We start from the raw sequence: 20,653 nt of genomic DNA on the forward strand, positions 1-20,653 counted from the left end.
TCGCCTCAGGCCGACCCGCCCCGCGCGAATGATGTCCGCAGCCGGTACCGGTCACCCCGGTAGGTGATGGTCGTGATCAGCACGACCCGCCCCTTGGCGTCCGTCATCGCCGACTCCATGACGAGGACCGGCTCACCGGGAGCCATGTCCAGGTGCGGAGCGAGGTCGGCGGGACAGCCGCGCGACTCGACCATCGACTCGGCGTTGACGGGTTCGAATCCGGTCGCGGTCAGCTCGTCCAGCATGGATGCGTGAGCGAAGTCGACCTGCCCCAGGCCGGGGGCCAGGTTCAGCGGGACCCTCGAGGAGTCGACGCCGATGGGCAGCCCATCCAGCATCCGGACCCGGTCCAGACGGAAGAGTTCCGTCCCTGCTGCCACCCCGAACTCGTCGCCCTCGTCGAGGGTGGCCGGGCTGACGTCTGCGCTCAGCACCAGCGAGGAGGGCGTCAGACCCTTGCGGCGGGCGGTCTCGCTGAACGACTCCAGGAAGTTGGGCCATTCCCGGTCCGTGCCGCCGTGTTCCGCGACGTACCAGCCGCGTCCGTGCGAGGAGCTGAGCACCTTCTTCTCGACCAGCTCACGCAGCGCGCGCCGCAACGTGACGCGGCTGATGCCCAGTTGACCGCACAGCTCACGCTCGGCGGGAAGGCGTCGTCCGGCCGGGAGCGAACCGTCCTTGACCCGCTGCTCGATCGCCGCGACGGCCTGCACCCACAGGGGTTCGTGGTGGTCCGCGGCGATGGGCGCCAAGGTGTCCTCAGGCGTCGTGTTCACCGTGTCCCGACCTTCCCTTTTTCCTGCAGCTTTTCCTGCGGTGTCGATGTTCGCGTGGGTTCCGGTCCGTGGTTCGGTTCCGGTCCATTGTTCCATTCGGGCGCCCCGTTTCATCCGGCCATTCGGTCGAAGGCCGCATCGAGTTCCTTGTCGGTACGCCGGCGCCCGGGATCACCGTCGAACCAGTCGACAATGCCGACGGCGCCCTTGCGGAAGGGCGTGCCCGGCGTGAACTGCGGGAGCAGCCGGTGGAGTTTGCTGTTGTCGTAGATGAGGGAATGACGGAAGTCCTCCGTGAGTACGGTCCCCATCCAGGGGATCTCGCGGCCGATGTCCTCGCTGGAGCGGTGCACGAGCAGCGGCTCTACGCCGGCGGCGCGGGCGAGCGACGTGTGGATGCCGTCCCAGGTGAGGATCTCGTCCGAGGTGATGTGCAGGGACTCTCCGGTGAGGCGGTCGTCGCCGAGCAGCCCGGTGAGGGCGTGGGCGAAGTCGCGGGCGTGCATGAGGTTCCACAGCGAGGTGCCGTCTCCGTGCACGACGGCGGGCCGTCCGCGCCGCCAGCGGTCGATGACCGTCCAGCCCGCGAGGAGGGGCAGGACGGTCTCGTCGTAGACGTGGGCGGGCCGGATGATCACTGCGGGGAAGCCGTCGCGGCGGTGGGCGCGCTCAAGGGCCTCCTCGCACTCCAGCTTCAACCGGGGGTAGTCGAAATTCCCTGCACGGCGGGCCGAGGACTCGTCCACGGGGAGGCGGGGTGCGGGACGGGCGTAGACAGATCCGGTGGAGATGAAGACGTACTGTCCTGTCCTGCCGGTGAAGCGGGCGACGTCGGCGGCGATGTCGTCGGGGTGGTAGCCGATGAAATTGACGACGACGTCGAAGTGCTCGGTCCCGGCGAGCACGGTGTCCATCGCGGCGGCGTCGCGGACGTCCGCCTGGAGGTGCCTGACCTGGGGCGGGACGGGTCGGTGCGTGTCACTGCCGCGTGTGACGATCGTCAACTCCACGTCCTGCTTGGCGAGTTCAGATACACAGGCGGCGCTGAGCACTCCGGTGCCGCCGAGGAAGAGGACGCGCATCGTGGAACTCACCGCTTTCCCCGGGCCAGTCCGCGCCCGACCAGATGGGTGTAACTGCGGCCGAGGAGTTGGTACATGTCGTGGTGGGAGCGGTCCATTTCCACGATGTTCCAGCGCACGGCCGGGTTGGCGCGGGCGGCGGCCTCCACATCCACGACACCTTCGCCGAAGGGCACCATGTGGTCGTCCATACCGCGCGCCGGCCCGTCCTTGAGGTGGACGGAGACAAGGCGGTCGCCCAGCGACGCGGCGAGTGCTGCGGGATCGACTCCTCCGGTGTGGGCCCAGTAGGTGTCGAGCTGGAGGAGTACACAGGGTTCCAGTGCGTCGAGCAGGATGTCGTACGCGGTACGGCCGTCGAACACGTTGCGGAACTCCGCGAAGTGGTTGTGGTAGGCGATGGTCATGCCGTGTACGGCGGCGTTCGCGGCAGCGCGGTTGACACGGTCGGCACCCAGATGGATGGCATCGACGCTCGTGAACTCCTCGGGCTCCAGGCTCCATACGAGGGTGTCAGCACCCAACTCCTCGTACGCGTCGAGGACGTTGTCGGCGTCCTCGTCGACAGGGAAGGGGGCATGGGCGCTGCACAGCGCGAGGCCGAGAGCATCCAACTCGGCGCGCACGCGTGCCGGTTGATGCCCGTACAGACTGATGGTCTCGACGGCCGGATAGCCGAGGGCCGCGACCTTGGCCAGGACGCCGAGCAGGTCGTCGGCTGCCTCGCTGTGCAGCGACCACAGTTGCGCCGCGATCACGGGCGGCGGGGATGTCGTCATGTGCGGTCTCCGATTGTGCGCCCGTTGCCCAGCGGCCAGCGGGTGGACCAGCTCTCCACGGTGTCCACGTCGTCGAGCCCGGCGGCCCAGAGCGCGGCCTGGCGCACCAGCTGCCGGAAGCCCGGGTTGCCCCAGGCGCGGGGGTCGTGGCCGAGAGCGCTGTAGCAGACTCGGCCCGCGCCGTGCTCGCGCACGTAGACGAGTGGTTCGGTGTATCCGTCGGGTCGTTCGCGGTCGGCGAGGACCTGTACGTCGTCGGCGTACTCCAGGACGTAGTACTCGTCGTCGATGGCGAAGTCGACCAGGTGGCGGGTGACGGGGTGGTCGGTGCGGATCCGGACGTCGAAGCGGCCTTCGGAGCCGGAGTCGCCGTGCGAGAGGTACCGGGACCCGATGAGTTCGTACGCCGTGCGGTCCGCGTCCAGGCCGCCCTCGCCGAAGCCGAAGAGGTTGCCGGCGTGCAGCACGACGAGGCCCTTCCCGGCGGCCACCAGGTCGGCGAGTGCCTTCTGCTGGCGCGGATCGAAGACGGTCGACGAGCGATACAGGACGTATACGTCGGCTTCTGCGGTGGCGGGCATCGGGTCGGTGAAGCGGTCGAGGCCGACGGCGCGCGCCGTGGACAGTCCGGCTTCGGTGACGATCTCCTGGAGCGCAAGGGCGGCGCCGATGAGGTCGTGGTGGAGGTCGGTTCCTTCCACCACCACAAGGGCCGAGGCGGAGCCTCGCAGTTTCATCCGGGTCCTTCCTGGAAACGGCCGCGTGCGGGGCGCGGCCGTGCGGTGCGGTTATGCCTTCTGTGCGGACTCGGCGTACTCCTTGGCCATCCGGTCGCCGCCGTTCTGCTTCCAGGTGCGCACGGCGTCCTTGAGGCTGGAGGCGGGCGAACGGCCCAGGGTGACCGCGGTGATGGCGTCCTTCATCTGCTGTTCGAGGGAGGAGCCCTTGGTGTCGTACGTCGCGGAGTAGAGGTGGGCGGCCGGATTGGGCAGCAGCAGCGGGGCGGCCTTGGACTGCCACGCGTGGTACATGGCGTCGACGCCGGGGGCGCCCTGCGGGTCGCACAGCACCTGGGGTCCGCCCGCGATGTAGGCGAAGCCGAGGTCCTGTTCACGCTGACCCTGCTTGCTGAGGACGGGGGCCTTGTCCTTGACCGTGTAGTCGCTGCCCTTGACGCCGTAGGTGAGGACGAAGGACTCCTGCGAGCCGAAGGGTGAGGCGAGGTAGTCCAGGACGCTCAAGAAGCGGTCGATCCTCTTCTTGTCACTGGTCTTCTTCAGCATGGTGATGGCGTACGCACCGGTCCCCTGCCAGTAGGTGGCCTTGCCGCCGTCCTTCTCGAACGGGGGGATCATGCTGAACTTGACGTCGTGGTCGTCGAAGGTGATACCGACCGAGCGGTTGCCGTCGACCATGACGGCGATCTTCCCGGCGCGGAAGAGAGCGCCGCGCTGCACCTCGCTCATGGTCGCGGTGTCGGGGTGGAAGTAGCCCGCCTTCTTCAGGTCGGCGAGGGCGGCGACGGCAGGTATGAACTGCTCGTGCTCGTAGTGGGAGAGGAAGCTGCCGTCGCTCTGCTGTGTCCAACGGTTGGGCACGCCGAAGATCATCATCATGTTCTCGACGGTCTGCATGTCGTTGACGACGCCGCAGAACGCGTAGACACCGGCCTTGTGGTCGGTGACGGCCTTCGCCATCTCCGTGAACTCGGCGAGGGTCTTCGGCTCAGGGTTGGCCCCGGCCTTCTGCAGTACGTCGATCTTGGCGAAGAGCTGGCTGGTGAACGGCGGGTCCGACTTCGGGACGGCGTAGAGACGGCCGTTGAGGTACCCGTTGAGCCAGCTCGCCTCCTGGATGCCGGCGAGATTGGGGTACTTCTTCACCGCGTCGCCCGACAGGTACTCGCTGAGGTCGGTGAACTGGGCCTGGGCGAGCTGGGGCAGACGAGACACGTTCATGCCCATCGGCACGGACACGACCTCGGGCAGGTCGTTGCCGGCCACGAGTGCGGGGAACTTCGTGCCGAAGTCGGCGTAGGGCACCCTGAGCGGTTTGAGCTGGAGGTCCAGCTCCTTGTTGAGCAGCTGCCAGTAGACGTTCTCGTCCAGCGGCGGGGCGGGCTGGCCGTAGGTCATGACCAGGAACTCGAACTCCTTGCCGTCGCCGGGCGCCTGCTTCACCGTGCGTGCGCCGTTCAGCGGGAAGGATGCGTAGACGTCCATGACGCCTTGCGCGGTGCCGGGCAGGAGGGGCTTCGGCTTGTTCGCCGGCTCGACATAGGTGGGGATGGGAACGGCCTTGCCGGCGGGGGCGGAGCTCACCCCTGTACCGCCCGAACACGCGGTCAGCGCGGACAACGAAGTCGCGCTCAAGGCGGTGAAGGCGGCGCCCTTGAACAGGGTGCGGCGGCTGAGGTGGGGGTTGATCGGCATTCTGTCTGTCTCCTAGCCCTTGATGGCCCCGGTGAGCATGCCTTTGGACATGTGTTTGCTGAGGAAGGGATACGCGCACAGAATCGGAAGCGTGGCGACGACGACCAGCGCCATCTGCATGGCCTGGGCCGGCGGCAGGTCCTGGACCGCGGTGTTCTGCGAGGTCGTCGCGACGCTGCTCGCCAACACGAAGTTCCGCATGACCAGTTGGAGCGGCCACTTGTTGGAGTCATTGAGGTAGAGCAGCGGATCGAAGTAGTTGTTCCAGTAGCCGACGGCGATGAAGAGGCCGACGACCGCGATCACCGCCTTGGACAGCGGCAGCACGATGGACGCGAAGATGCGCCACTCCCCCGCCCCGTCCATCCGCGCGGCGTCGAAGAGTTCTTGCGGGATGGCCTGGATGAAGCCCCGCACGATCACGATGTTGAAGGCGCTCACGGCGCCGGGGATGATCAGTGCCCAGTAGGTGTCGAGCATGCCGAGCTGCTTGACCATCAGGTAGACGGGGATCATGCCGGGCGCGAAGAGCAGCGTGATCAGTACGAAGGACAGCAGCCCGCGCTGGAAGATCGCCCCCCTGCGGCTGAGGCCGTAGGCGGCGAGGACAGTACAGACGAGGCTGAAGGCCGTGCCCACTCCGGTGACGCCGACACTCACCACGATCGAGCGGGCGACCCCGGTTCCGTCGAAGATCTGCCGGTAGGCGGCGAAGGAGACGCTGGTGGGCCACAGCACGTAGCCGCCGTTGGCGTCGATCTGCTTCTTGGTGGCCAGGCTGGTGGAGACGACCGTGAGGAAGGGGAAGATCACCACGGCGGCGATCAGAACCAGCGCGAGGCCCTTGAGGACGAGTGCGATCGGCTTCGGCTTGCCCTGCCATACAGGGCGGTGGACGGAGGTGGTCATCGCCGGTATATCCCTTCCTCGCCGAAGCGGTGGGCGAGCTTGTTCGCGGCGAGGACGAGGGCGAGGCTGACCACGCCCTTCAGGAGCCCCGCGGCGGTGGCCACGCCCCAGTTGCCGTCCTGGACTCCGTTGAAGTACACGTAGGTGTCGATGACTTCCGCGGCTCCGGGGCCGACCGCGTCGCGCTGGAGCAGGATCTGTTCGAAGCCGACGGTGAGGGCGTCGCCGAGCCTGAGGATCAGCATCAGGATGATGATGGGGCGCATGCCCGGCAGCGTGACGTGCCAGAACCTGCGCAGCGCGCCGGCGCCGTCGATGGCGGCGGACTCGTACAACTGGGCGTCGATGGCGGCGATCGCGGCGAGGAAGACGATGGTTCCCCAGCCGGCGTCCTTCCAGATGGCCTGCGAGGTGAGCAGGAGTTGGAAGGTGCCCGGGTCCGACATGATGTCGAGGCCGCTTTTCCCGTGGGTGACGAGAATGCGGCTGATGACTCCGCCGCCGCCGAGCATCTGCTGGAACAGCGCGACGATGATCACCCAGGACAGGAAGTGCGGTAGGTAGATCACCGACTGCACGAAGTTCTTCACCGCCGGCATCGCCACCGAGTTGAAGAGCACGGCGAGCAGGATCGGCACGGGGAAGAAGAGGAGCAGTTGGAGGAAGGTGATCTCGAAGGTGTTGGTCAGGGCGCCCCAGAACAGGTCGTCCTGGAAGAGGGCCGTGAAGTTGTCCCAGCCGACCCACTGGGACTGGGTGAAGCCGAGGAACGGCACGTAGTCCATGAATGCGACGACGCTGCCGAGCAACGGTATGTAGGTGAACAGCAGCAGGACCAGGACTGCGGGGGCCGTCATCATCAGCAACGGCGAATCCTGCCGCAGGCGTGTGACGAAGGACTTGGCGCGAGCCGTGCCCGGCTTCTTCCCGGTCTGCTTGTGTGGTGGTGGGTGAGCCGGCCGGTCCTGCAAGGACTCGGCCGGGCGTGGCTGCGCGGCATTGACGGTCATAGGGACCTCTCGACAGTGGGGACTGCGCAGGTACCAGAAGAGTTCGGGGAACGTACCACTTGAACCAAAGCAATACAACAAGTAGCGTCGCGCCGGGACTTGAGTGACGAACATTCCGCACCGTCGACAGTTGGGACCCGTCTTGGACGCCTTTCGAGCTCTGCTGCCCCGCCCCGGACGGGCCCAAGTCAGCTCCGGTCATTGCAGGTTGACCGCCGATATACCCATCGCCGGAGCCCACTCCCCGCTGGCCGGAGCCATGCTGCGGAGCTTTCTCTCCGAGTTGCTCCACGGCCCAATGCCGGGCATACCAAGCAATACCACTGAGGACACACGGGTACTGCTCACAGACGGGGCGGAGGGCCATGCCCCGGGCGCCTACACCCTGCGTGTCTCGCCCACCCAGGTCGAGATCACGGCGGGCGGCACCGAGGGGGTCGCGCACGCCCTCACCACACTGCGCCAGCTGCTGCCGGACGCCGTCTACCGGCGTGCTGCCGGTCCGCCGTCCGAGGGGTGGCGGGTGCCCTGCGGGGTCGTCGAGGACGAACCCGTCTTCGCCTGGCGCGGCGCGATGCTCGACGTCGCACGCCACTTCTTCCCCAAGCGGACAATCCTGCGCTACGTCGACCTGCTGGCCGCCCACCGCTTCAACCGGCTGCACCTGCACCTGTCCGACGACCAGGGCTGGCGGGTGGAGAGCCGCCGCCACCCCGAGTTGCACACCACCGGCTCCTGGCGCACCTCCACCCGGCTCGGCCCCGGCGGCCCCGATGACGGAACCCCGCACGGCGGTTACTACACCCTCGACGACCTCGCGGAGATCGCCGGCTACGCCCGACTGCGCGGCATCACCCTCGTCCCCGAGATCGACGTGCCCGGCCACACCTCGTCCCTGCGTGCGGCGGCTCCCCTGCTCGGCCGCCCCGGAGAACCGCAGGCCGTTCTCGACACGGTGTGGGAGGGCGGCACCTCGGTCGCCCCGGTCGCGCGCACCGAGGCGTACCTGCGCGACGTGCTCGAAGAGATCATCGAGGCGACCGGTGCGCCGTACGTCCACCTCGGCGGGGACGAGTGCTCGATGGACTGGTGGGCCGAGGATCCTGAGGTGGCAGCGGCGATGGCGGCGGCCGGATGCACCGAACCACGCGAGATGCACGGGCACTTCCTGCGCTCGCTCGGCCGGTTCCTGGCCGGGCTCGGCGTACGGATGATCGTCTGGGACGAGGGCTACGTCACCGGAGGCGTGCTGCCGGACACGATCGTCATGGCCTGGCGCGGCGACGAGGCCTCGGGCCGTGCCGCGACCACCCACGACGTCGTACGCTCCCCGCTGTTCCCGACCTACTTCAACTTCGACCAGTCGGACCTCGACGCCGAACGCCGGTCGGAGGGCGGCCCGATCACCCTGACCGACGTGGCACGCTTCGCACCCGCCCCGACCGACTGGTCCAAGGAGCAGCGGGCCCACGTCCTCGGCGGGCAGTTCCAGATCTGGACGGAGTGGGTGCCCGACGAGCGGCACCTGGACTATCTGGCCTTCCCGCGCGCCTGCGCCCTCGCCGAGGTCCTGTGGTCGGGTGGTGTCCCGGACCCTGCCGACTTCGACGCCAGGCTCGTACGCCAGCTGCGGCGGCTCGACGCGATGGGCGTGGAGTACCGGCCGCTCGCCGGTCCCCACCCGTGGCAGACCGGCGGCACCGGCGTATGGAAACGCTCCTCACCCGGCAGAATCGCGGAGACCCGCAAGTGGCTCGACTCGATCTCCAACCAGCCGTGAGCGACCACCAGCCCGGAGGAACCCTGGTGACGAAGATCCTCGTCAGCCACATCGGCTACAACACGGCCGCCTCCAAGAGGGCGATCGTGATGCTCAACTCCCCTCAGGAACACGGTGAGTTGGCCGCCACGGCCACACTGGTAGGCGAGGGCACCCGGCGGCAACTGCCGGTCGGTCCGGTGGAGCACGTCGACCGCTGGTCCGTCGGCTCCTTCCGCCGGATCGACTTCTCCGATCTGCGCACAGCGGGCGTGTACCGCATCGAGTACGGCACCGAGCGCTCCGCCGACTTCCGCGTCGACGCGACTCTCCTCCAGCGGAGCACGCTCTCGGACGTCCTGTACTACTTCCGCTCGGTGCGTTCCAGCGGCGCCATCGACCGCAAGGACCGCCACACCCGCTTCTACGGGGACGACTCCGGCCGCACGGTCGACGCGCGCGGCGGATGGCTCGACGCCTCGGGCGACTTCAGCAAGTTCCTCAGCCATCTGAACTACACCCGCATGATGAACCCGCAGCAACTCCCCTTCTGCGCCTGGGCGTTCATGGAGGTCAGCGACACTCTTGCGGACCGTCACCCGCGCCTGCACCGGGCACTGGGCGACCGCCTGCGTGACGAGGCGCTGTTCGGGGCCGACTTCCTGGTGCGCTTCCAGTCGCCGGAAGGCTACTTCTACACCGCGATCTTCGACGCCCTCACCAAGGACCTCGACGAGCGCGTCATCAACGCCCCGCTCCAGGAGTGCGTGCGCACCCAGCGCTGGCAGGCGGCCTACCGGCAGGGAGGCGGCCTGGCGATCGCCGCCCTGGCCCGCGCCGCCACTCTGAACGACCACGGCGACTTCGACAGCTCCGAGTACCTGACCGCCGCCCGCCGGGGATTCGAGCATCTTGAGCGGCACAACAAGGAGTACCTGTACGACGGCGAGGAGTCCGTCATCGACGACTACTGCGCGCTGCTCGCAGCCGTGGAGCTGCTGCGGGCCGGCGCCGGGGAGCCCGATCCCGTGGTCCTGGCCGCCGCCGAGCGCCGTGCCGCCGCTCTCACCGACCGCTACACCGACTCGGGCCACGGATTCGGTTACCTCCTGGGCGATGTGACAGGGCGTCCGTTCTTCCACGCCGCTGAATCCGGCCTCCCGGCCGTCGCCCTCCTACGCTTCGCCGGCCTCTGCCCCGACTCCCCGCTGGCCCCGACCGCCCGCAGGACCGCACTCTCCCTGATGCGCGACGCGGCCGCTCTCGCGGATGAGGTGGCCAACCCCTTCGGCTGTGTACGCCAGTATGTGCAGCCGACGGATTCCGCCCCGCGCACCAGCTTCTTCTACCCGCACGACAACGAGACCGGCTACTGGTGGCAGGGCGAGAACGCCAACATCTGCTCGGTGGCCTATGCGGCCCAGCTGGCTGCCGAACTCCCCGACTGCCCAACCGAGTTGCGTCCCCGACTGCTGCGCCTGGCGGAGGACCAGCTGCACTGGGTGACCGGCCTCAACCCCTTCGACTCCTCCATGATCAAGGGAATCGGGCGCAACGCTGTCGAATACCACCCGGACTATCCCAACGTCCCCGGAGGCATCCTCAACGGGATCACCTCCGGATTCGAGGACGAGCACGACATCGCGTTCATGCCCGACCACCATAGGGACACCGGCAACAGCTGGCGCTGGACCGAACAGTGGATCCCGCATTCGGCCTGGTTCCTGCTGGCCGCGGCGGCGGCCCGATGACCGCTGCCGTGCGCCCCTTCGGTCCAGCCGTCGTGCGCCCTTTTCATCCGGCCGACCTGCCCGGCATGTACCGGGTGTGTCTCAGGACCGGTGACTCGGGACGGGACGCGACACCGCTCTACCGCGACCCCGATCTGCTCGGCCACATCTACACCGCGCCCTATCCGGCCGCGGACCCCGCACTCACCTTTGTCGCCACCGACGAGTTGGACACACTCGGGTTTGTCGTCGCCACCGCCGACACGTACTCCTTCGAGGAGTGGCAGGAAGAGAACTGGTGGCCCGGTCTGCGCGCTCGATACCCTTCCGCACTCGCCGTGGACCCGGAGGACGGCACCCATGACTGGCGCCGCGTGGACCATCTCCAGCGCACACGGCCGCACCATGACGACCTGTACGTCCGCCACCCGGCGCACCTGCACATCGACATCCTCCCCCGCGGTCAGGGCAGCGGACTCGGCCGCCGTCTGATGAGCACGCTGACCACGGCCCTGCGCGACAGGGGCGTACCAGGGCTGCACCTCGGCGTGGGCAGCGGGAATCCCGGGGCACGCGCCTTCTACCTGGCGGTCGGCTTCACCGAGCTCAGCCGCCAGGAGTGGGGCTCGCAGATGGTGATGACGCTGGACTGATCACCGGAGCCATGGCGCTGAGGGCGCTCACGAGCGCGGAAGGGCGGAGCTTCCTGCCCGGACGCTTCGGGAGAGCCGCCGTTCCCCCGACAGAGGAATTCCCGATGAACGGGAGCTCCCTGGTGAGGTCCGTCTCTCCAAGGCCGGGCGTCGACCACGCGGCCGACGCGCAGGCCACCCACACCGGCCAGAGTCGTCAGTGACACGCGGGCCCCTCGCCGTGCCCGCGTCCGTTGCTGCTGCGCGGTACGTCCAGGGTGGGATTGCGGTCGAAGAAGCCGACCGGCTTGAGCTTGAAGCCCGTGTAGTCGACGGGCATGACGGGCCAGTCCTCGGGGCGCGGGAAGTGAGTGAGCCCGAAGGTGTGCCAGAGCACGATGTCCTCGCCGTCCACGCTGCGGTCGGCCGCCGTCCAGGACGGCAGACCGGCGCCGCCCGGGTGCTGGTTGACGAGGTCACCGGCCGGGTAGCGCTCGTCGTCGGCATGCCGGGTGACCCAGAGGTGCTTGGTCGCGAAGGCCGCTCGCAGCGTGACGGACGCCGAGTCGTCGGCGAGCAGGGTGGGCAGGGCTTCGGGCACGAGGGCGTAACCGACCGGCTGGCCCAGGCGGTTGGTGACGTCGGGGTTGACGATGTGCCAGACCCGGCCCTTGCTGCCGTCCGCCTGCCGCTGGGCCTGGCTCTCTCCGGTGAGGCGGGTGACCTGGCGGGCGAAGGCGTTGCCGTACGGGTTCTTCTCGCTGATGGGGATACGGACGGCGTCGACCTCGTCGACCGCGTTGCGCTGCCCGTCGACCGCCATGTCGAGGCGGGCCGAGAAGAGGTGCTGGTGGAAGGGGGCGCCGAGGCCGGGGGCGATCTCGGTGGCGAACTCCCTTCCCTCCTCGGAGTATCCGGAGGTGAAGACGACGCCGGTCGCCTTGGCCTCGCACTCGATGGTGCCGTCCAGGTAGAGGTACCAGTAGAAGCCGTAGTCGTAGTTGCCGACGGTGGTGAAGAAGGAGATGACCATACGGCGCTGGCGACGGGTCTCATTGGAGCCCGCGAAGATGTCGCTGTGCTTCCACAGCACCCCGTAGTCCTCCTCGTGCATGCAGATCGCGTTGCGGATGACGGAGGGCTCGCCGAGCTCGTCGGCGATGGTCACATCCGTGTAGTGGATCTCGCCCAGACAGTCGCAGCCCAGCTCCAGGGAGTTGGTGTAGCGGCCGAAGAGGTACTCGCCCTGGTCGAAGTAGTTCTGCCAGAACCGGACGGGTGAGGCGTCGGCGTACGGGACTACCATCTCGGCGATCGAGGCACGGTGCACCACGGAGCGATCTCGCCCCAACTCCCTGTCGTAGAAGGAGATCTGGTGAAGCGTCAGTCCCTCGCGGACGTTGAAGCCGATACGCAGCGACCAGTTCTCCCACCGCAGCAGCCCGTCCTCGACCGTGAAGGACGCGCCCTCGGGCTGGGTGATCTCGATGGGCTTGAGGGTGGTGCGGGCGGGGCCGGTGTACTCCGGGTCCTGGAAGTTCCCCGACTCCCGCGGCACGGCGAGGAGTTCGTGGTCGATGATCTCGATGACGGTGCGCGCGGTGAGGTCGACGTACGCCACCAGACCGTCCACGGGGTGGGCCCACGGGTGGTCCCGCTCATGGTCCTGGTGGAAGCCGAAGCTGCGGACGATCCGCCGGCCCGCCTCGCCCTCGTATCCGTAGTGGCCGGCCGAGAGCGGGCACGCACGTACGGTCTCAGGGGCAAGCCCGCGCCGGGCGAGCGCCGCCCGCCACCCCTCGTTGGCGTCGAGGATCTCCTGACAGGTCTCGAACTCCGAGTCCAGGATCGGAAGTTGACCGGCGACCGACGTGTCTATCTTCTCGAAGATGTCGATGGTCTCGCGGGTCACCGAAACCGTCACGTCGTACGAGTCACCGTTCGCCCGGTCGAGCAACATCACCCGCAGCCGCCGGTCGACGGGGCCGCCCGGAGCGAAACCGAGCAGCTCGGCCTTGGCCGGCTCCTCGGGGCCGACGAAGACGAACCGTATGTCGCCGCCGAGGTGTCCGGCCTCCTCCAGTACGGCACGGGCGGTGCGTATCTCCTCAGCGGTGAGCATCGCGAGGGGGTGGGTGGGCGTCATGTGCGTACTCCTCGAACGGGTCCGGGAAACAGCGGATCAGGCGGAGGCGGGCAGTTCGGCAGGCGCGGGGACGCGGTGCCTGCGGGCCCAGCCGAGGACGAAAGCGGCGGGGAGCAGACCGAGCAGCAGCGTGGCGAAGGCTGCTGAACCACCAATCAACAAAGGGAAGTTGAGTACGGTCAACACCAGCAGCACGGTCAGTCCGAGGCCGCCGAGCGCCGGCGCCCAGAGCGTCTGCCAACGGCGGCTGTCGGCCGCGGAGCGCCGGAAGAAGACCAGGACGGCCGCGCAGGTCAGCAGCATCAGCACATCGACGCCCGCGCTGGCGAGGCCGCCCATCCAGGTGAAGACCTCGGTGATCGGGTCCAGCCCTGCGAGGGCGAACACCGCGATCAGCACGGCCGCGCTTGCCGACTGGGCCAGGGACGCCACGTGCGGCGAGTGGTGGCGGGCGTGGGCACGGCCGAGGCGAGCGGGCAGCGCGCCGCGGTCGGCGAGCGAGTGCACATAGCGGGCGATCACATGGTGGAAGGAGAGGATGCAGGCGAACAGGCTGGTCACGAAGAGCACTTGGGCGAGGTGTTCGGCGGACGAGCCGAGGTAGCGGTGCACGGTGGCCATCAGCATGTTCTCCGGATCGCGTCCCGCCTCGGCGACGGCCTCCTCGTCTCCCCAGGCAGAGATCAGCGCCCAGCTGGAGAGCGCGTAGAAGGCTCCGACGAGGACGAGGGCAAGATAGGTGGCGCGCGGGATGGTGCGGTCCGGGTCGCGGGCCTCGTCGCGGAAGACGGCGGTGGCCTCGAAGCCCAGGAAACCGGCGATGGCGAAGGTGACGGCGAGTCCCGGCGCTCCCGAGGTGAGCCGGTCGGGGCTGACCAGTGCGGTGGACAGGCCGTGGTCCCCACCGCGCACCAGGACCGCCGCGTTGAGCACGAGGACGATACCGACCTCGCCGACCATCAGCACGCCGAGGACCTTCCCACTGAGGTCCACCTGGCGGCAGCCGAGCACACCGACCACCACGGCGACCGCTCCGGCCCAGGTCCACCAGGGCAGATGAGGCCCGCCGTACGACTGGACGAGGCTGTCGAGCGCCACCCCGATGTACCCGTACACCGCCGCCTGGATCGCGGTGTACGTGACCAACGCGAGGTAGGCGGACCCGAGCCCCACGCGTCGGCCGAGGCCCTTGTCGACGTACGCGTAGAACGCTCCCGCTTCCTTGACGTACCGCGCCATCGCGCAGAAGCCGACCGCGAAGAGCAGCAGGACCACGCAGCAGACGACGAAGGCGGCGGGGAAGGCGGCGCCATTGCCGAGAGCGATGCCGAGCGGAACGCTGCCACCGACGACGGAGAGCGGGGCGGCGGCAGCAAGGACCATCAGCACGATGGAAGCCGTGCCGAGGGAGCCACGGAGGGCGGGCGGTGCGGTCGTGCTGGGCGGGCTCGCCGTGCTGGTCATCGCGGGCTCCTCTGCGATCGCGGTTGCCGCAAGCGGCCTGTGCCGCAGTCTCAACAGCGCGCATTGCCGAGCCGTCACGCGTCGGTGAAAGCCCCCGGCGCGCCGAACGGGAGAGCCCCGCGCCCGCTTTCCCGTTCCGGAACACGTCCCGGCGATCTGCCGCTCATCCGGCCGAAACAGAACGGTCCTACCGTGCGGTTCGGCACCACGGGTACGGAAGGGGCGGTTGATGAGCGTCCAGGGCACGGCTCCTTCTCCCCTCCTGCGCGGCCACTCCCCCGTCGGCGGCCTCGACCGGCGTTCCCTCGGCCCGCTGCCGGTGCTCGCCCAATCTGTCTCCGCCGTCGCGCCGACCGCCGCGATGGCCACCACGCCAGGCCTGGTCAGGGCGGACACAGGGGTCTTCGCCGTGTGGTCCGTGGCGCTGGCGACGGTCCTTGCACTGCTGGTGGCCGCGTGCGTACGGACCTTCTCGCGCCGGATGGCCGCGCCGGGGGCCCTCTACTCCTTCACCGCCAAGGGGCTCGGCCCGGCCGCCGCGTTCTGCTGCGGTTGTGCGCTTCTGATCGGGTACGGGGTCCTTGCCATGGGCGCACTGACCGGCTCGGGCCTGTACGCAGAACAGTTCCTGGCCCGTCTGGACATCTCGCCCGGACCACCCCAACTCACCGTGGCGGCGGTGGTGTTGGTAACGGGAACTCTCGTCGCGTACTTCCTCCTACGGGGTATACGGCTGTCCGCCGGGCTGACGCTCTGCCTGGAGGCGGCGTCGATCGTCCTGGCGCTGACGTTCTTCGTGGTACTGTTGGTGCGGCACGGCGCCCGTCCCGACATGCGGCAGCTCACCCCGCCGACCTCCGCGCTCGGTCCGGTGATGGCCGGTGCGCTGCCCGCCTTCGCCGCGTTCATCGGCTTCGAGAGCGCCGCCGCGCTCGGCGCCGAGACCCGGCGGCCCTTCCTGACGGTGGGGCGGGCAGTGCGGTGGACCGTGGTCTGCTCCGCCGCACTGTTCCTGCTCGCCGTCTACGCCCAGGTCCTCCCCACGGCCGGGCACACCTCGGTCCGGCTGCCCGCCCTCCTCGATCTGGGCGTCTCCCTCTCCTTCTTCGCCTGTGCCCTGGCGTCGGGCACCGCGCTGGTGCGGCTGCTGTTCTCGATGGGACGCGAACGGATGACCCCGCACCGCCTGGGGCGTACCCACCCCACCCATCACACCCCGCACATCGCCATCGCCCTGGTGCTTCCGGTACTTGTCCTCGTCCCGCTGGCACTGATCGCTACGGGGACGGCGCCGCACGTGCTGTTCGCGCGCCTGGTGAACCTCTGTGTGTACGGGTTCCTCACCGCGTACGCCCTGGTGTGCCTGGCCGCCCCTGTCTTCCTGCACCGCATCGGCGAGCTGACCCACGGTCCGGTGGCCGTCGCGGTGCTCAGCGTGCCGTCGCTGCTCGCCGTCCTGCTCGCCCATGCGGCGACCGGCGGTGCCCTCATCCCCTCGCTCTTCGTGGCGCTGATGGCGGCGGGCACGGCCTGGTTCCTGTGGATGAGCAGACGCGATCCGGCGAGCGTCGGGGCGATCGGCGTCTACGACGAGACGAGCGCCGCCGACGTGTTCCCGGAGCCGCCGCGGTGAGCGCAGAGGCGCTGCCACTCAGCGGCCGCCAACCCCGCGCCGTACGCAACGCGCTTTCGGTGCTCCAGCAGGTGGCACGGGCCGGGCCCGGAGTCACCGCGAAGGAGATCTCGGCGGGGCTGCGACTCGCACCCGCCACGACGTACCGGCTGCTGAATGTGCTCGTCGAGGAAGAGTACTTGGTGCGGATGCCGGATCTACGGGGCTTCGCGCTGGGCCGCAGGGTCTCAAACCTGGCCCCACCCCGCCCGGTACCCGAAGTCCCCGCCGCCGCGCATGCCGTGGTCGCCCGGCTGCGGGAACGGGTGCGCTTCGGCGTCCACCTGGCAGGTCTCACGGATGGCCGGGTCCACCTCACCGACCCGGACCCGGACCATCCGCCGGCCGACGGCGGGCTGCTGAGGGAGCTGGCGCGCATACGCGACGACGGAGCGGCCGTGCGCCGCTTCGCGCTGGGCCCGCACCAGGCGTGTCTGGTTCGCCCGGTCCACAGCGCCGCGAACGGACGGCTGGCCGCCGCGCTCGCGGTGTGCGGAACGGCCGCCCGCATCGAAGCGCCCGACGTTGGACTCATCCACCAACTGAACGTTTCCGCAGATGAGTTGACGCTCCTCGTGGTGTGAATTCCCCAACGTCTCGTACGGGGCGACGGGCAGAAGTCGATCCGCATGACGGGCCGCCCTGTTCGCCTCGTTCCCGGACGACGCCCTCTGCCTGCGGGCATCCAGCCTTCCGAGGAAGGGCACCGGAACTGCAATGATCAGCAAATTCCGGCGCAGCTTCTCCCGTACCCGCAAAGGGAGTTGAAGCCGCTCGGCATGACCGTCCGGCAGGAGCATCTCCCTGCCCTGGACCTGGATACCGAGAGCGGTCCCGCCTTCACGAATCGAGCACAAATACCCGTCTCGACAACCCGACTCCTTCACTCTCTGAAGATATCCAACTCCCTTGAGCCACAGTGATGTTCAATGGTGCAGACCTATTGACTGAACGCCTTCAAGTCCCGAAACATAGCGTCCTGAGACCGGCCGCGTCCTTCCGGCCGGAAGCTGCAGGTGCGTGCTGCGGCGGCGCAAGGCCGACTGGCATCCGCCGCCTGGGCCCGCCCGCGTTTCAGGAAGGCATCCCCCCACATGAATCACCGTAAGCATCTGCTAATTCACCGCCCGGACGGACATACGGACACCCCACGTCACCGTATGCGCCACCGCGGTCGGTGGACGGCGCTCGCCGTGGCGGTCGCGGCATCCGCGACCGGCATGACCGCGGCCGCCTGGGCCGACGGCACAGACGGGAGCCCAGCAGCCGCTGCGGCCCCCGCCGCGGTCGCCCCCTACCTCTACAACGGCTGGGGCAGTCCCCCCGACCCTGCCGAGGTCATGGACGCCACGGGCGTCAGCTGGTTCACGCTCGCCTTCGTCCTCGACGCCGGCGGCTGCTCCCCGCAGTGGGACGGCAGCCGCCCCCTCACCGGCGGAGTCGACGAACAGACCGTGAACACGATCCGCGCCAAGGGCGGTGACGTCGTCCCGTCGTTCGGCGGTGCGAGCGGCGCCAAGCTGGAACAGTCCTGCGCCGACGCCACGGCACTGGCGGGCGCATACCAGAAGGTGATCGACGCGTACGGCCTCAAGGCGATCGACGTCGACATCGAGGGCGACGCCTATAACGATCCGGCCGTCCAGCAGAAGACCATCGACGCCTTGAAGCAGGTCAAGGCCGACAATCCGGGGTTCCTCACCTATGTCACCTTCCCCAGCGATCAGAGCGGCCCCGACGACAGCATGATCCAGCTCGCCGCCGACTCAGGTCTGGAAGTGGACGGTTGGACGATCATGCCGTTCGACTTCGGCGGCGCCGGGCAGGACATGGGCAGCCTGACCATCCAGGCCACCGACGGACTCAAGAACGCCGTCAAGACCGCCTACGGCTACAGCGACGACACCGCCTACCGGCACAGCGGCCTCTCCTCGATGAACGGCATCACCGACGTCAACGAGACCGTCAGCACAGGCGACTTCGAGACGATCCTCTCCTACGCCTCCGAACACCACCTGGCACGGCTCGCCTTCTGGTCCGTCAACCGGGACCGGCCATGCCCGGGTGCCTACCCGAACGACGACACCTGCTCTGGAGTAGCCCAGGAGCCCTGGCAGTTCACCGACATCTTCGCCCGGTTCACGGGATGAGGGGGAGTACGACGATGATCTTCGGCAGGAATCGCGGGCCTCGCACCGGACACCGTAGAGGCCGGCGCACCACGCGTTCCGCCCTCGCCCTGGCCGTCCTCGCGGGGGCGGGCACTGCGGTATTCGCCCTACAGAGCGCCGGTGCGGCCGCGGCCGAACCCGACCTCGGCCCCAACGTCCAGATCTTCGACCCGTCGATGTCCAGCAGCGACATCCAGGGCAAGCTCGACTCGGTCTTCAGCCAGCAGGAGACCAACCAGTTCGGCGAGGCCCGGCAGGCGCTGCTCTTCAAGCCCGGCTCGTACGACGTCGACGCCAACGTCGGCTTCTACACCCAGGTCGCGGGGCTCGGCCTGTCGCCCGACGACGTCACCATCAACGGCGCTGTGCACGCGGAGGCCGACTGGTTCCAGGGCAACGCCACCCAGAACTTCTGGCGATCGGCGGAGAACCTCGCCGTCAACCCCACGGGCGGCGCGGACCGTTGGGCGGTGTCGCAGGCAGCCCCGTACCGCCGCATACACCTGAAGGGAGACCTACAGCTCGACGACGGCGGCTGGTCCAGCGGTGGTCTGCTCGCCGACACCAAGGTCGACGGACAGGTCAAGTCCGGCTCGCAGCAGCAGTGGCTGTCCCGCAACTCCGAGTGGGGCAGCTGGAGCGGCTCCAACTGGAACATGGTGTTCGTCGGCGACCAGAACGCCCCCGCGGGCAGCTTCCCCAGCCCGCCGTACACCACGGTCGACCAGACACCCGTCTCCCGGGAGAAGCCGTTCCTGTACATCGACGACCAGGGCGCCTACAAGGTGTTCGTGCCCGCGCTGCGCAAGGACTCCAGCGGCACGTCCTGGTCGTCCGGCACCCCCGAGGGTACGTCGATCACGCTGGACGACTTCTTCATCGCCAAACCGGGCGCGACGGCGGCCGAGATGAACGCGGCGCTGGACGCGGGCAAGCACCTCCTGATCACCCCGGGCGTCTACCATCTCGACGAGACGCTGAAGGTGACGAAGCCCGACACCGTCGTCCTCGGTCTGGGCCTGGCAACCCTCATACCCGACAACGGAGTTACGGCGATGTCCGTGGCCGACGTTGACGGCGTCAATCTCGCCGGTCTGCTCGTCGACGCGGGCACGCAGAACTCCGCCACACTGATGGAGGTCGGCCCGCAGGGGGCGTCCGCCTCGCACTCCGCCGATCCGACGTCCTTGCACGACGTGTACTTCCGCGTCGGCGGCGCCGCCGTGGGCAAGGCGTCGCAGAGCCTCGTGGTCAACAGCTCCGGCGTGATCGGCGACCACCTGTGGATCTGGCGGGCCGACCACGGCGACGGTGTCGGCTGGGACACCAACACCGCCGACACCGGACTGGTCGTCAACGGCGACGACGTCACCATGTACGGCTTGTTCGTCGAGCACTACCAGAAGAACCAGACCATCTGGAACGGCGAGAACGGCCGCACGTACTTCTACCAGAACGAAATGCCCTACGACCCACCCAACCAGGACGCCTGGATGAACGGCTCGACCCAGGGCTACGCCGCCTACAAGGTCGCCGACTCCGTTCAGCACCACGAGGCATGGGGACTCGGCAGCTACTGCTTCTTCAGTGCCAACAACTCCGTAGCCGCCGAACACGCCTTCGAGGTGCCCCAGACGGCCGGGGTGACGTTCCACGACATGGTCACCGTCTCGCTCGGAGGCACCGGCACGATCCACCACGTCACCAATGACACAGGAGGCCCCTCGAACTCGTCGAGCAATGTCGCCGACTTGGTCAACTATCCCTGACTAAGGGAGAGTTGAAAGGGCAGTTCGGCGCCGGAGGGCGGGCAGGGCGAGGGTCACCCCGTCCCCGCCCGTCCTCTGCCGCGCGAGCAGAGAGGGCGAGTGCACGACGGCGGAACACGCCCTCTGCGAAGTCGTCGTGGCGTACCGGGCGGCCAATCAATGTGAGCCATCAGCGACAGAGCTTTTTGAACCACACCCTGCGCCCGTGGGTGAACCATACGAAGGGCTCACCGCCTCCCGCTGAACAACGTACGGAGCTCTTTCAGTGGCCACCGATCGAGTGATGGTCACCCGGTAGTCAAGTCAATCGGCATCCGCATGG

16 protein-coding genes are annotated in these 20,653 nt (G+C 68.5%); 7 read left to right on the top strand and 9 right to left on the bottom strand.

Annotation, left to right across the window (positions count from 1 at the left end; translation table 11 throughout):
- Positions 1–5 precede the first annotated feature (5 nt).
- The 7 genes from ACIPC1_RS17445 to ACIPC1_RS17475 all read right to left on the bottom strand — a co-directional run bounded on the left by ACIPC1_RS17445 (position 6) and on the right by ACIPC1_RS17475 (position 6,988).
- Positions 6–776, bottom strand: coding sequence for a GntR family transcriptional regulator (locus ACIPC1_RS17445; protein ID WP_402517799.1), 771 nt, complete (start codon positions 774–776; stop codon positions 6–8).
- 110 nt (positions 777–886) lie between these two features.
- Positions 887–1,870 (bottom strand): NAD-dependent epimerase/dehydratase family protein, encoded by a 984-nt coding sequence (locus ACIPC1_RS17450; RefSeq protein WP_402517800.1) that lies wholly within the window; start codon positions 1,868–1,870, stop codon positions 887–889.
- Positions 1,867–2,637 carry a sugar phosphate isomerase/epimerase family protein gene (locus ACIPC1_RS17455; protein WP_402517802.1) on the bottom strand — a complete coding sequence of 257 codons (771 nt, stop codon included), beginning with the start codon at positions 2,635–2,637 and terminating at the stop codon, positions 1,867–1,869. Before ACIPC1_RS17455 ends, ACIPC1_RS17450 begins: the two co-directional genes overlap by 4 nt.
- Positions 2,634–3,374, bottom strand: coding sequence for a ThuA domain-containing protein (locus ACIPC1_RS17460; RefSeq protein WP_402517804.1), 741 nt, complete (start codon positions 3,372–3,374; stop codon positions 2,634–2,636). Before ACIPC1_RS17460 ends, ACIPC1_RS17455 begins: the two co-directional genes overlap by 4 nt.
- A 51-nt stretch (positions 3,375–3,425) precedes the next feature.
- Positions 3,426–5,069: a hypothetical protein gene (locus tag ACIPC1_RS17465; RefSeq protein ID WP_402517806.1), complete on the bottom strand. Its 1,644-nt coding sequence runs from the start codon at positions 5,067–5,069 to the stop codon at positions 3,426–3,428.
- Positions 5,070–5,081: 12 nt separating this feature from the next.
- Positions 5,082–5,978, bottom strand: a complete 897-nt coding sequence (locus tag ACIPC1_RS17470; RefSeq protein WP_402517809.1) for a carbohydrate ABC transporter permease — start codon at positions 5,976–5,978, stop codon at positions 5,082–5,084.
- Positions 5,975–6,988 carry an ABC transporter permease gene (locus tag ACIPC1_RS17475; protein WP_402517810.1) on the bottom strand — a complete coding sequence of 338 codons (1,014 nt, stop codon included), beginning with the start codon at positions 6,986–6,988 and terminating at the stop codon, positions 5,975–5,977. Before ACIPC1_RS17475 ends, ACIPC1_RS17470 begins: the two co-directional genes overlap by 4 nt.
- A 103-nt stretch (positions 6,989–7,091) precedes the next feature.
- Here ACIPC1_RS17475 and ACIPC1_RS17480 point away from each other — a divergent pair, with 103 nt between their 5' ends.
- From ACIPC1_RS17480 to ACIPC1_RS17490, 3 genes are read left to right on the top strand one after another with little or no spacing between them, the layout of a single operon-like run.
- A complete protein-coding gene (locus tag ACIPC1_RS17480) occupies positions 7,092–8,768 on the top strand; it encodes a beta-N-acetylhexosaminidase (RefSeq protein WP_402517812.1) in 1,677 nt (558 codons plus the stop codon).
- Between the two features lie 26 nt (positions 8,769–8,794).
- Positions 8,795–10,498 carry a glycoside hydrolase family 9 protein gene (locus ACIPC1_RS17485; protein ID WP_402517814.1) on the top strand — a complete coding sequence of 568 codons (1,704 nt, stop codon included), beginning with the start codon at positions 8,795–8,797 and terminating at the stop codon, positions 10,496–10,498.
- Positions 10,495–11,130: a GNAT family N-acetyltransferase gene (locus ACIPC1_RS17490; protein ID WP_402517817.1), complete on the top strand. Its 636-nt coding sequence runs from the start codon at positions 10,495–10,497 to the stop codon at positions 11,128–11,130. The genes ACIPC1_RS17485 and ACIPC1_RS17490 overlap by 4 nt, the downstream gene beginning before the upstream one ends.
- Before the next feature lie 196 nt (positions 11,131–11,326).
- Here ACIPC1_RS17490 and ACIPC1_RS17495 read toward each other — a convergent pair whose 3' ends face one another.
- Together ACIPC1_RS17495 and ACIPC1_RS17500 are read right to left on the bottom strand one after the other, a co-directional pair.
- Positions 11,327–13,255 carry a primary-amine oxidase gene (locus tag ACIPC1_RS17495; RefSeq protein ID WP_402517820.1) on the bottom strand — a complete coding sequence of 643 codons (1,929 nt, stop codon included), beginning with the start codon at positions 13,253–13,255 and terminating at the stop codon, positions 11,327–11,329.
- Positions 13,256–13,291: 36 nt separating this feature from the next.
- Positions 13,292–14,719 (bottom strand): APC family permease, encoded by a 1,428-nt coding sequence (locus tag ACIPC1_RS17500; RefSeq protein WP_402517822.1) that lies wholly within the window; start codon positions 14,717–14,719, stop codon positions 13,292–13,294.
- A gap of 229 nt (positions 14,720–14,948) precedes the next feature.
- On the opposite strand from ACIPC1_RS17500, the gene ACIPC1_RS17505 reads away from it, so the two are divergent.
- The 4 genes from ACIPC1_RS17505 (at position 14,949) to ACIPC1_RS17520 (ending at position 20,331) form a co-directional block, all read left to right on the top strand.
- A complete protein-coding gene (locus tag ACIPC1_RS17505; RefSeq protein ID WP_402517824.1) occupies positions 14,949–16,352 on the top strand; it encodes an APC family permease in 1,404 nt (467 codons plus the stop codon).
- A complete protein-coding gene (locus ACIPC1_RS17510) occupies positions 16,349–16,975 on the top strand; it encodes a helix-turn-helix domain-containing protein (protein ID WP_402517826.1) in 627 nt (208 codons plus the stop codon). Before ACIPC1_RS17505 ends, ACIPC1_RS17510 begins: the two co-directional genes overlap by 4 nt.
- 576 nt (positions 16,976–17,551) lie before the next feature.
- Complete coding sequence (locus ACIPC1_RS17515) at positions 17,552–18,541, top strand: chitinase (protein ID WP_402517828.1); 990 nt, start codon at positions 17,552–17,554, stop codon at positions 18,539–18,541.
- A 14-nt stretch (positions 18,542–18,555) separates the two neighbouring features.
- Complete coding sequence (locus ACIPC1_RS17520; RefSeq protein ID WP_402517830.1) at positions 18,556–20,331, top strand: coagulation factor 5/8 type domain-containing protein; 1,776 nt, start codon at positions 18,556–18,558, stop codon at positions 20,329–20,331.
- Positions 20,332–20,653 lie beyond the last annotated feature (322 nt).

The sequence above is a fragment of the Streptomyces sp. NPDC087263 genome, from assembly GCF_044744645.1.
In the GTDB taxonomy this organism is placed as follows: domain Bacteria; phylum Actinomycetota; class Actinomycetes; order Streptomycetales; family Streptomycetaceae; genus Streptomyces.